The 11,525-nt window shown below is 31.0% G+C and carries 15 protein-coding genes and 2 pseudogenes; all 17 read left to right on the forward strand.

Features of this window, described 5'->3' with window-relative positions; translation table 11 throughout:
• The first annotated feature begins 2 nt into the window (after positions 1-2).
• On the forward strand, positions 3-182 hold the full coding sequence (locus QCD85_RS22870) for a hypothetical protein (protein WP_301263985.1): 180 nt from the start codon (positions 3-5) through the stop codon (positions 180-182).
• A 234-nt stretch (positions 183-416) separates the two neighbouring features.
• Positions 417-1,280, forward strand: coding sequence for a pre-toxin TG domain-containing protein (locus tag QCD85_RS22875; protein WP_301263986.1), 864 nt, complete (start codon positions 417-419; stop codon positions 1,278-1,280).
• Positions 1,281-1,685: a hypothetical protein gene (locus QCD85_RS22880; RefSeq protein WP_301263987.1), complete on the forward strand. Its 405-nt coding sequence runs from the start codon at positions 1,281-1,283 to the stop codon at positions 1,683-1,685.
• A gap of 363 nt (positions 1,686-2,048) precedes the next feature.
• A complete protein-coding gene (locus QCD85_RS22885; protein ID WP_301263988.1) occupies positions 2,049-3,560 on the forward strand; it encodes an RHS repeat-associated core domain-containing protein in 1,512 nt (503 codons plus the stop codon).
• An 11-nt stretch (positions 3,561-3,571) separates the two neighbouring features.
• The gene (locus tag QCD85_RS22890; protein ID WP_273614852.1) at positions 3,572-4,174 is read left to right on the forward strand and encodes a hypothetical protein; all 603 of its coding nucleotides are present in this window, start codon (positions 3,572-3,574) and stop codon (positions 4,172-4,174) included.
• Between the two features lie 654 nt (positions 4,175-4,828).
• Positions 4,829-5,044, forward strand: coding sequence for a hypothetical protein (locus QCD85_RS22895; RefSeq protein ID WP_301263989.1), 216 nt, complete (start codon positions 4,829-4,831; stop codon positions 5,042-5,044).
• Between the two features lie 390 nt (positions 5,045-5,434).
• Positions 5,435-5,748 (forward strand): annotated as a pseudogene (locus tag QCD85_RS23980) (zincin-like metallopeptidase toxin domain-containing protein).
• A 15-nt stretch (positions 5,749-5,763) separates the two neighbouring features.
• Positions 5,764-6,195, forward strand: coding sequence for a hypothetical protein (locus QCD85_RS22900; RefSeq protein ID WP_301263990.1), 432 nt, complete (start codon positions 5,764-5,766; stop codon positions 6,193-6,195).
• Positions 6,196-6,666: 471 nt separating this feature from the next.
• Positions 6,667-7,029 (forward strand): hypothetical protein, encoded by a 363-nt coding sequence (locus QCD85_RS22905; RefSeq protein WP_301263991.1) that lies wholly within the window; start codon positions 6,667-6,669, stop codon positions 7,027-7,029.
• A 155-nt stretch (positions 7,030-7,184) separates the two neighbouring features.
• On the forward strand, positions 7,185-7,400 hold the full coding sequence (locus QCD85_RS22910; protein WP_301263992.1) for a hypothetical protein: 216 nt from the start codon (positions 7,185-7,187) through the stop codon (positions 7,398-7,400).
• A 32-nt stretch (positions 7,401-7,432) separates the two neighbouring features.
• Positions 7,433-7,753 (forward strand): hypothetical protein, encoded by a 321-nt coding sequence (locus QCD85_RS22915; protein WP_301263993.1) that lies wholly within the window; start codon positions 7,433-7,435, stop codon positions 7,751-7,753.
• 231 nt (positions 7,754-7,984) lie between these two features.
• Complete coding sequence (locus tag QCD85_RS22920; protein WP_301263994.1) at positions 7,985-8,533, forward strand: hypothetical protein; 549 nt, start codon at positions 7,985-7,987, stop codon at positions 8,531-8,533.
• Positions 8,534-8,600: 67 nt separating this feature from the next.
• On the forward strand, positions 8,601-9,329 hold the full coding sequence (locus QCD85_RS22925; RefSeq protein WP_301263995.1) for a pre-toxin TG domain-containing protein: 729 nt from the start codon (positions 8,601-8,603) through the stop codon (positions 9,327-9,329).
• Between the two features lie 19 nt (positions 9,330-9,348).
• Positions 9,349-9,750 carry a hypothetical protein gene (locus QCD85_RS22930; RefSeq protein WP_301263996.1) on the forward strand — a complete coding sequence of 134 codons (402 nt, stop codon included), beginning with the start codon at positions 9,349-9,351 and terminating at the stop codon, positions 9,748-9,750.
• 287 nt (positions 9,751-10,037) lie between these two features.
• The gene (cdiI, locus tag QCD85_RS22935) at positions 10,038-10,211 is read left to right on the forward strand and encodes a ribonuclease toxin immunity protein CdiI (protein WP_441005643.1); all 174 of its coding nucleotides are present in this window, start codon (positions 10,038-10,040) and stop codon (positions 10,209-10,211) included.
• A gap of 510 nt (positions 10,212-10,721) precedes the next feature.
• Positions 10,722-11,174, forward strand: a complete 453-nt coding sequence (locus QCD85_RS22940; protein WP_301263998.1) for a hypothetical protein — start codon at positions 10,722-10,724, stop codon at positions 11,172-11,174.
• A 143-nt stretch (positions 11,175-11,317) separates the two neighbouring features.
• Positions 11,318-11,525: pseudogene (locus QCD85_RS22945) on the forward strand (hypothetical protein); the annotation flags it as partial.

Consider the following 11,525-nt stretch of genomic DNA (forward strand, 5'->3'; position numbering starts at 1 on the left):
ATATGGAACTTACATCATATAAATATTTATGGGAGACTAATGAATATTTTTTGGAAAAAATGAGCGAAGGTTATTTGATTATGCATAAAAAAAATAATACTGCGCTACTAATAGAAGATGATGGCTTATACGATAAAATCGTAGAGCAAATGATAAAAGCTCAATGTGAAATTATAGATTAATTTAGATTATTAATGACGACTCAAACAAACAACTACTCGTAATTTCAATTAAAAGTAGTTGTTTGTTTTTGTTATTCTTGACTTATAAGATTAGTTAATTTGAATAAGTACTGTAATCTAAAATAAAGTGAGTTTTGTAAAGAACAGTTATGTTGATGTGTAAATATAACTGTTCTTTTTATATTACCAAGTATAAATTTTTAATAGGAAATATAATAAATTATTTTACAATATATGAAAACAAGGTATTATAACCGATACAATCCAGAGATCAAGCGTTTCGTGAACCGAGATGTTCTGAATGGAAGTATCGACGATGGACTGACCATGAACCGCTATGCCTATGTAAATGGGAATCCGATTTCGTATATTGATCCGTTTGGACTGAGTGCGGATGGAGATTCTTGGGTAACGACAGGATTGAGCTACGGAGCTGATGCGATTCCTTATGTAGGAACGGTAAAAGGGATTCAAGAAACGATTACCGGATTCAACTATATTACAGGTGAGCAATTGTCTGTAGCTGACCGAGTCGCCAATGGAATTGGTTCATTAACAAGTTTGATTCCAATTCCTGGGGCGAAATATGTTGGGAAGTATGGAACCGAAGGAGTTATTGATGCAGGAGGTTGGGTTCTTAAGCAGTTCGGGAAGAATGAGACTAAGCAAGTAGCGAGTAGATACCGATTAAGGGTCAATTTACAGTTGTTTGCTGAGGGGACGGTTAATGGTAATATAACGTCAAAGGAACTTAACGCATTTGGGAATCGTACTGAACCGAGAGGTGCTAGACCTTCAAATGACTTTGGGGTTTCAGAATCCACCGATGTCGTTGGACCTCAAGCACCCCCACTTCCAAATGGAGCTTCTACTGTAACTGATGTAAATCGTATACCACTTAGTGGACACTACCATACTCTTCCTGAAGGAACAGAGTTACCGGATGGGTTAGGTGTAATTCATGATGGAAGTGATGTTTTACCAAATTCACCTCGTGGTCATGGACACAATACCATTTATCCAACTAGACCAATGACTGTAGAAGAATTTAATCAATTATTTAAATCATTACCTTGGAGATATGGAGGTAAAAAATAAGTGAACGATGGAATAATTCCACCATATGAATTGAGACTTCAAAACGAACTTAATAAAGTATCACCAAACGTATATGACAGAACGGACGACATCGAAAGTTTACCGGAAAGCATTGGAACAAAAGTTCTCGCCGTACTTGTCGAATTTGCCTGTTATTCTCAAAATCTGACTATGATTGAGTTAGCAAGAAATAAGATTAAAACAATTCCTTCTAATTGGTTAATGAAGTATTTCCCGGAGGTAGCAAAAAAGTCGATTAATTTTGAAGACGAATGGGAGTATCGTAGATTGTTAGAGCTTTTATCAGAAGCAACTCCAATTTTATTGAAATGGGGAGTAGAGCTTGGAGTAAATTCAACAAATGAAGAGGTTAGAGAAGCGGCAGAGGATTTTAAGGGACAGTAATTAGATTATTAAGGACAAAGGAAAATGCGTTGAAACCTCGATTGGCTTGTGCCTTTCGAGGTCTCTTTTAAGTGGCTATACCAAGTGCCGAACGAATCCATTATTCAACCAATAACACATTTAATACTCGTATAAAGATTTCGTCATTTCGGTTGTATGTACGAAAAGTTTTAATTTTACACCCTAAATAACGCTATTTCGTTTTATCAAACAGGTCAATTATGGTCAGATATCACCATGATTGACCTGTTTTTCTATCTCCATTTTATTACTTTTTTTTTAAATTAAAAGGAATTTTTTAGATAGAAACTCCGATGGATACATTATCAGAGAAAATATACTTACAATGCCACAGGACAAGTATTGACACTCAAAGACCTGCAAGCCGACGGAACTTTATTGTACGAATACAATTACACGTACGATCAGTTTGGACAAGGCACCAATGAAGACGGCGGAGATATCAACGCCTATCTGAATAGGGTTACAGTCGATGTCTATGATAGAGAAGATATGGCGATGACGTATAGTGCAGACAATCGCTTAGCTACAGTGAATGGCGAAGCGGTGAAATACGATGCCGAAGGGAATATGCTAGTCGGCCCACTGGCTGGACAAATGCAAAACTATACTTTTGATGCACGTAACCGTCTGGTAGAAGCCGGTGGTGTACAATATGGATACGATAACGAAAATCATCGCACGTCGATGACCGTTAACGGAACGACCACGAAATATGTGATCAATCCAGAAGCAGTTCTGTCTCAAGTGCTGATGGAAACCGATGCATCAGGCAAACCGACAGCATGGTATGTGTACGGTAACGGCTTAATTGGACGCCAAGACGCCAACGGAGCGTACCAAAGCTATCACTACGACCGTCGCGGAAGTACAATAGCGTTAACCGATGCCAAAGGACAACTGACCGATACGTACAGCTACGGCACCTACGGAGAATCTTTAGGACACGAAGGCACCACCGAGCAACCGTTCCAATACAACGGACGCGACGGAGTGATGACTGATCCGAATGGGTTGTACCAGATGCGAGCAAGGTACTACAATCCAGAGATCAAACGCTTTGTGAACCGAGATGTTCTGAGTGGAAGTATTGATGATGGACTGACGATGAACCGCTATGCGTATGTGAATGGGAATCCAATCTCGTATATTGATCCGTTTGGACTGAGTGCGGATAGTGACGAGATGTTGAAAACGGTTGGTAGTTTCTTAGCAGATGCTGTGCCAGGATTAGGTACACTCAAAGGGTTACAAGAAATATTTACCGGAGTCAACTATGTTACAGGAGATCAATTATCAGTTGCAGATCGAGTAGCCAATGGAGGAGGAGTTCTTTTAAGTTGGGTACCTGGAGGCAAAATTGCAGGGAAAGCCCTAACTAAAGGAGCTATTGATGGCGGTAGTTGGGTTATAGCTAGAGTGGCTAAAACACCTGGTAAATATTTAGAATCACCTGCTGAGATAAATGGAATGTTAAATATTGGTGCAAGAGGAAAGCCTATAGAGGGAACATACAATATTGATATAGATCCTAAATCTCAAGGTGTTCATTATGGAGATGCGACTCAGCTTACTAATATAAAAACAGGAAGTCAGAACAAAATAATTATAGAAAACCCTTATGGGTATGATCCATTAAACTCTGAAATACTAAGGGTTTTATCTAAAGATGGTGAAATTATAATTACCGGATCACGTTCCAATATGAAAAAAATATTAAGACAATTAGAGGAGAAAGGATTACAAGTAAAAGGAGAACGACGTGATGTTGCCAATGATGGTACTTATTTAACAACAGATGGAGAAATAATCAAATCGGAATTTTTAGATCAATATATATTTGTTAGAAAGTGAGGTTAGATAAAATGATTCTTACTATTGATATAGGAGATGAAGAGTTTGATAGTATTGTAGATAGTAGTGGAGAATTTCAACCAATTATTTTTTTGAATTTTGCTAGCGATATAAAAGGACTATACGAATTTGAACTTGCAAATACAGTAATTAATATTTTTGACTTTGAAGATCAATTACAAATGCAAGGCTTTTTCAGTAAAGAAGATTCTTTATTTGTATTTGGAAAGCTAAAAGTTCAAATTGATGGAGTCAAAGGTGCAAATTTAAAATGGAGTAAAGATAAGTCTTTAAAAAAAGAAAGCGAAAAGTATTACAATTGGCCATATACTATTAATAAGGACGATAGAGTTTGTTATTGTGGAGGGTATTTATCATTTTTAACAGATTATTATGCAACATTAATGATTGTTACTGGTAGTAAATATAAAATTAAATTAACATTTGATTTAAAAGAATCAATACCATTTAACTCTATGGACAATAATAGTTTACAACAAGCAAAACTAAAACAATTTCAATATAAAAATGAGAATTTTCAAGGGAAATTGTTTGATAATGACTTTTTTAAAGAATATTTTTTGACTGGTAGAAAAGCGATTAAAGATGAATAATTAATAACAATATTTAATTAACTTGAGTTTTACTAAAGAATAAGCTAATTATAATGAATAATTATGATTAGCTTATTCTTATTTAGTTATCAGAAAGCTATCACTTCAAATAGAATGAATAATAGATCTTAACAAGGTACAGCGCCTAACGGTCTGAAATTTGAAAGATAGTTTAATGGAACTGAATCAATGAAAAATCTTTATCCGATTATAAATTTCTAATTAGGAGCTGAGATTTTGACATTTAGAATATTTAGAAAAGAAGTCGAAAATAATTTATTGCCAGCAATTGATTTCTTCAATGCTATTCCAAACCATTGATTTGTTGAAGTAGTAACCTTTTTATCTAAAGGTATAGGATATACTATTGAATATTGTAGTTGCAATTTTTCAGATGATTTAGATCCATAGGAAGAGCCTTTTGAGGGAATACAGTTTGTTAACTCTGCTTTGGATATATAGAGCATTCTTGATTACGAAATTGTTCAAGAACTTCTAATAGAGTCGAGTTATTCTTTTTTGAAAGAACGTCCAGAATACATGGATGCTATTAATCAATCCTTATTTGATTTTTCACAAAAGTATAATTTGCTATTTAAGAAATTATAGTTTTGAGCCACAATCGGAAATCTTCATTAGGAGGAGTTGATTACTATGACCAAAAGAAGTAGAAAAGAAATTTTAGAAGAGATTGAAGAGATGCATTTATTGCGAAAAAAGGTAATGAGTGGAGAGAAAATACCTTGTCCCAAATGTGGAGAATATTTAATTTTCTATGGCAAAAATAGTGGTAAACATCCCGGTATTTTTTGTCCTAATAATGACTTTGAAATTCTTATTGAATATAGTAATCATTTTTTAAAAAAATGATTACTATATTCAATAAGAATTAAAGGTAAAATAACCATTAATTTATAAAATTGTTGATGAATGGTTATTTTATTGAAAAATAATAAGTATAAATTGCAATAAATTTTATACTTAAAAGATATTTATGAAGTTTTTAAAAATGGATTATAAAACAGGTCAGAAAATGTCTGTGAGAGACTAGATAAATAGTATATTATGAAAATTTTGTCAGTAAAAAAGCAACTAAAAGTTATATTGATGGTCATGTTTAGGTTATTCGTAATTTTAGTAAAAAATAGTGCTGATAAGGTTCTGAGTGAAAGCATAGATTACAGAAATGTACAAAAGCTACAAAATAGTAGAAAAGAGACATTGGTTCTTAGAAAGGAAATTAGATAGTTTAAGCAATACTTGGGTCAATATGGAATTAATGTCAAAGTGGATAAGAAAGGAAAAGTACTTCGAGGTGAGCTTGAAGCAGGCTTTGACTACGGTAGCGGAGAAATTTGGATTAAGAAAAATCCAAGCTTAATAATTTGTATCATGAAGGATATCATGCAGAGCAATGGTTAGCACTACGCAAAGATTCGTATATGAATCTAAGTAGATTAGAACGGGAAGAATATGTATTTTCGAGAGTGATACAAAACAAAACAATATTTGATGAGGCATCTCTAAATCACTCTAGAGAATATATTAGAAGTTTAAGAAAAACATTAAATTAAAGGAGAGGATTAGAAATGTCTTTAAATAAGTATAAAAAAATGTCTGATAAGGAATTTAAAAATTTAAATAAAAAAGAATTTAAAGAATATTTGAGGTTACTCGACGAGGATTTTCCAAGACATCATCGCAGAATAGAAGAAATTACTGTAGAGACTGTATTAAAACCAGAAGAAGCAATAGCAATTGCTAAAAAATATCATGAAGAAAAAAAGATGGATGGAACAGTGAATGAACAAATTAAAAATTTGTTTTTTGATGAAGCTTATACGTTTGAAATCAATGAAGAAGATAGAGATCTTGATGATCTTCGACCAGCATGGAGAGTAACAGTTGATCTGCCACCAAGTACGTTTACTTTTGAAGACTATACGTTAATTGTATCGGATCGAGATAAAAAAGTACTAGGTATTTTAGATGCAAATGGTCATCCAGCTAACTTAAGATAATTATAAATCAAGCTATACAAAATAAACATGAGATGACTATTAGTTATTTCATGTTTCTTTTTCTTTCTCAGTTTATTAGAAATTAATAAGGAAATTTCAAAAAAATGATAGTGTCTTTTGAAGTGAATGTAAATGTTCAATCAAGAATAAATATTAGTAACGATGGATTTAATCATGTTTTAGAAGAACACTTTTCAAGTACGAATAAATCACAATTTACTTACAATCTCACCGGAAGAACTTCGTTCTATACTTTCGGATAAAAGTGTAGTGAATGTTCCCATTACTAGAGCACTATATAGTAACAAAGGTGATCATTATGTTAGAGAAGTTAATTTAGACAAAGCAATTAGTACAGACAAATTTAATGATTTTCAACCGACTTCAACAATAACTATTTTAACTGAAAAGAGTGGGAACCTAATTACAGTATCACCTGGCATCATAAAATAAATTAAAGGAGAGTTGAATTTGAAACTTATTAATAGTAAAACTGAGCAAGATATAAGAGAGCAATTAATAAAATCTCATAAGTCTTTATTTGAAGATGAAGAAGAAAGAAGATTGCTTACAGTGATTCGGAAAAACTTTTCTAATATGTTAACAGCATATATTCTTCATTGGATACCTGAACAAGGAGAAGATTTTTATAAAATTTTAATAAATGATTCTATAGTTGTAGGTATTGAATTAGATAAAGTAAATCAAGATACGATACCGATTATGTCCTCTATGCCAGTATCAAAATATAAACTAGGATTAAGTAGAGTTAACCAAATTAGACTCATCATAGCGATTGATTTGGCTCAAAAAGATTTAAAAAAGAAAAACTGAATATATTATATTAAACTTTGAAGAGTATATGCTTTTCGAAGTTTCTTTTTTATCTTTTATTTTATGGTAAGTATAAATTTGAAAAAATGAGATATGTTAAATAATGAACAATAGAGACATGCAAATTAATCTATTGGTAATTTTGGAAGTATTCGATGAATGGTTTTTTTAGTATCAAAAAAGAAGTGGAAAATATAGCTTTAAAGTACATTGAAAATAATTTTTTAATTACTTTTGAATTTAATTTATTGAATATCAATAAAGATGTTAATCGAAATCTTTCTTGGTTAGTCGTAGTTGAGATGCGAACTAAGAGTGGGACAATTACTATAGATATTGAACAATTAGAAGAATTTAATAAAATAATTTAGAGAGATTAAGCATAATTTGTAGGAGGTCTAAAATGCTAATAGTGGAAGCTCAAATAATGTTTAATAAACAAAATTTATCTCATGATTTAAGTACCAACAACATTTTGCGCCCCGCTTTTAATTTCGGTAGAGATTTATTGTTCTCAGGAAATATTTCAGTAGATCAGAATATTAAAATATTAGAAAGAAATAAATGGTATGAAGTCATAATAGAATTACCAACCATTCAAGAAGAAGTTTATTATCATATTCAAGATTTAATTAATATTGGGAATACTTTTTATATGCATCGTGCGTCAAAAGTTTTAGGAGAAGGAATAATAATAAATTTTTTGTTTGATACAGACGATTGAAATATTAAACTATTTAAAAAAACATTGAAATTAGAACTTAGTAATATACTGATTGAAAGTTTAAATAAGATTAAAAATTCGATTTTTATTGAAAAATCGGAAAAGTCATGGATTATGATACTGTATTAGAAAAGTAAAGTGTTTCACCATTTAGTGTTTATCATCCGACATTATCAAGGCTAAGCCAGAAGAGTTTAAGTCAATATGGTACAAATTTTGGAGGTTAGAAAAATGAATACTATTTTTGATTTAGGTAAATTCAGAAAGGCAATAGTATGGAAGGAAGACTATCCACCTATTATTAATAAAGCAGAATATGAATTGAAAACTTTATTACAATTGAATGAACCAATTGTTTCTAAATATCAAAAACTAGTACTTGAGTTAAAATTGCCTAGAAACATTTCATACTATGCATTACTTGGAGTGGAATATATTCCTAATCAAAATTCAGAATTAATGATTAAGGTTAAAGTTAATGACTCTAATCGTCTGTTTTATAACTCTGAGCTTCAATTATCTGAAGAGATTTACTCTGGTATTCCGACTGAATATGCCAATTCAATCATTAATTCTGCAAAAGAGAAAATACTTGAGTGTAACTGGAATTATGCAGGTAGCATTGTTTTTCTCTTAGGAGCTCATAGTTTAATTGGTTCTAGTGAAACGGTATTCTCAAAAGTCACAAAAATTTTAATAGCTTTATTATCAAATGAATTGTCTGAAGAATCTTGTTTAAGTGATGATTCAGTAATTAAAGAAGAATTAGATAGCCATTAATACGATATTAGCCTTGCTTAGCTTCGTGCTTTGCGAGGTTTCTTTTTTGTAAAGTACTATTCATTGTTTGAATCCGATTTCGTATATTGATCCGTTTGGATTGAGTGCGGATGGAGATTCTTGGGTAACGACAGGATTGAGCTACGGAGCCGATGCGATTCCTTATGTACGAACGGTAAAAGGGATTCAAGAAACGATTACCGGAGTGAACTACATTACAGGGGAACAACTATCGGTAGGAGATCGGGTTTCCAATGGTGTCGGTACATTAACAAGCTTGATTCCAATTCCTGGAGCGAAGTATGTCGGTAAATATGGAACCAAGGGTGTTATTGATGCTGGGGGTTGGGTTCTTAAGCAGTTTGGGAAGAATGAAACGAAGCAAGTGGCGAGTAAGTTACCATTAAAAGTTAATTTGCAGTTATTTGCAGGCAAGAAAGATGATGATTTTGCTAAAGAATTGTTTTTACCTGAATCTTACTATAAAAATAATTATGCTCCAAAACGTGGAATACCAGGAGATAGAATTAAATTTTCAAGACTAGGTTCTAGCGGTAAAATAGAAGATTCAGTAGTAATATATGATCAAGGGGGAAATCAATGGATTAGAATTGATTATAGTGATCATGGAAATCAACTTCATCACCCTAACCCACCTCATATTCATGAATATACGTATAGGGATGCTGGTAAAGAGATTGACAAAAAAAAAAAATATTTCTTAGATATAGACACAGGTCAAATAAGAAGAGGCAAATTTAACGATGAATTAAACAAAATAGAATTTTTAGATTAATAAAAGTAGGTGTTAATAAGTGTCATATATTAAAAATTATGAGAACTTAACTAAGGAATTGAGTAGCTTTGGTTCATGGTATTATGAAGAGATTACAGAAATTAATTATACAGTTGAACGTGATTTTGATGATAATTATTTAACAGTATTATACCTTGAATTTTTAATTTCAATTAAAGAGAAGAATCGACTATTTAAAATGAAAGTTCGTTATGATGGTGTTTCTGAACTTTGTCTTAGAGAAGTTACTAATTTATGTTTAGAAAGAAGTTTGATTATTCATGATAAAAAAGAACTGGGTTGGGATTTGAGGAAAAGATATCATGTTCATGATGATAGTGGATATGGTGAAAATGATGGATATGATTTTATTAGCTTTTATTGTAGGAATATGGAAGCAATAGAACTTGAAGAAGTTTAAATCTTTAATATTTAGCAATATAAGGTTAGTATCTGAAATAACTCTGATTAATGAATCAGAGTTATTTCTTATTATAAAGATTAATTGTTTTGAAAATTGTTAGAAGGATAAAGATAGCGATTTTTATCCCGATGTTAAAAAAAATTGAAGATGAAAATAAAGAAGTATATTTATACGGTCTAAATAAGAATTTAATAGGGTACCTTTATGACAGCAGAAATATAAAAAATTTCTTTCCATCATTGAAATAGTAAAGGAGCAGATATACGGATCATAACAAAGAATTAATCGATTTGTATTATCGACATATCGAAAATGGCTATTTTTTAGATGCTTTGAAGAATTATGCTATCAGTACTGGATTTGGTTTAGAAAGTATAGGTTGTGTTTTTGCAGAAGAACTAAAAGAGTGGGAAGATGATTACCTTGGAGATACAGGCATAGCTTATTATTTCGACTAACCAGAAGTTAACAAAGAAGAAGTTATTCTACTCACTTATGAAGAATTCTTTAAATATTTAGAAGAGGAAAGTTATAATTATGTATCAAAAAAATAAAGAAGATAAAGAGGAGGTAGAGGCATATTTAAAAATAATTAAGCAGAAATTCGAAATTTTATAAAGCTTTAATAAAAAGTTATGTTAAGGATATTATAAACTTAACATAACTTTTTTATTTCGAAATACAAATAGTCGATATAGTAGCAAATATAAATATTAATTTATATAATATTTATTTGAAAAAGGAATATAGAATACTGAAAGAAATACTCATTGAATTTTTGTTTCTTGACACTTCTTTTTCTTATAGCAAATGATTGTACTTTAGGAAACAAAATTTTGTATATTCATATCAAATAATTATTAGGGTTGTGATCCAGCGAATTTGGAGCCAAACAAATTAGACCTTCAATTAGAAAATTGCTTACTGGAACAAAGATTAAAACAAGTATTGAATGGGGTGAGTAAATCATGAATTCTAATTTAAAATTCATTATTAAGAGTGTTAAAAAAAGTTTAGAAATAGAACCGAATAATATGATAATTGGAGATTTAAATGAAGGATGGAATGAAGTTAATAATTTCATACATTTGAGTTATCTATCAGAATTTAATGGAGGACGCTGTGGATCTATTGACTTATGGTCAATGAATAAATTAAGTGGTAATCAATATCGTTTATCTGCATTAAATCAAAATGAATGGTTAGAAATAGGTCAAGTATTATACGAACCACTCGTTCTTAATAAAACGTCAGGAGAAGTTTACTTGATGGATGAAGATGTGGAGAAGAAAAAAGCTAGCTTTAAAGATATAGAATATTTTCTTTCCAATTATGTATTTGGACAAAGATACAAAGAAATTATTCCAGAAGGTGAAAAAGATGAATGGTATATATTTTTAGAAAAATTTAATTTAATTTAATTTATATGAATCCAACTTTGAGTTTTATATAGCCAAAGTTGGATTTTTTATTACTATATTTTATCAAACATATTTCTAACTGTATTGATACAATTGGTTTTGAAATGCTTCATAAAATAGTAAATTAAAGGAGGTTGTTAGGATTGTCTTTAGATAAGTATAAAAAGATGTCAGAAAAAGAATTTAAAAAATTAAATAAAAAAGAACTAAAAGAATATTTTGAGTTTAGAGAAAAGGATTTTCCAAGACATCATCGTAGAGTAGAAGAAATTACTGTAGAGACTGTATTAAAACCGGAAGAAGCAATAGCAATTGCTAAAAAATATCATGAAGAAAATAAAGAGGAAGGAA

The organism is Paenibacillus sp. PsM32 (genome assembly GCF_030433815.1).
Taxonomy (GTDB): Bacteria; Bacillota; Bacilli; order Paenibacillales; family Paenibacillaceae; genus Saccharibacillus; species Saccharibacillus kyungheensis.

Excerpts from the sequence above, each read along its gene's own strand:
- QCD85_RS22870 (WP_301263985.1), top strand. The coding sequence starts at position 3 with ATGGAACTTACATCATATAAATATTTATGGGAGACTAATGAATATTTT.
- QCD85_RS22940 (WP_301263998.1), top strand. The coding sequence starts at position 10,722 with ATGAATTCTAATTTAAAATTCATTATTAAGAGTGTTAAAAAAAGTTTA.
- QCD85_RS22900 (WP_301263990.1), top strand. The coding sequence starts at position 5,764 with ATGTCTTTAAATAAGTATAAAAAAATGTCTGATAAGGAATTTAAAAAT.
- QCD85_RS22910 (WP_301263992.1), top strand. The coding sequence starts at position 7,185 with ATGAATGGTTTTTTTAGTATCAAAAAAGAAGTGGAAAATATAGCTTTA.
- QCD85_RS22920 (WP_301263994.1), top strand. The coding sequence starts at position 7,985 with ATGAATACTATTTTTGATTTAGGTAAATTCAGAAAGGCAATAGTATGG.
- QCD85_RS22895 (WP_301263989.1), top strand. The coding sequence starts at position 4,829 with ATGACCAAAAGAAGTAGAAAAGAAATTTTAGAAGAGATTGAAGAGATG.
- QCD85_RS22875 (WP_301263986.1), top strand. The coding sequence starts at position 417 with ATGAAAACAAGGTATTATAACCGATACAATCCAGAGATCAAGCGTTTC.
- QCD85_RS22915 (WP_301263993.1), top strand. The coding sequence starts at position 7,433 with ATGCTAATAGTGGAAGCTCAAATAATGTTTAATAAACAAAATTTATCT.
- QCD85_RS22890 (WP_273614852.1), top strand. The coding sequence starts at position 3,572 with ATGATTCTTACTATTGATATAGGAGATGAAGAGTTTGATAGTATTGTA.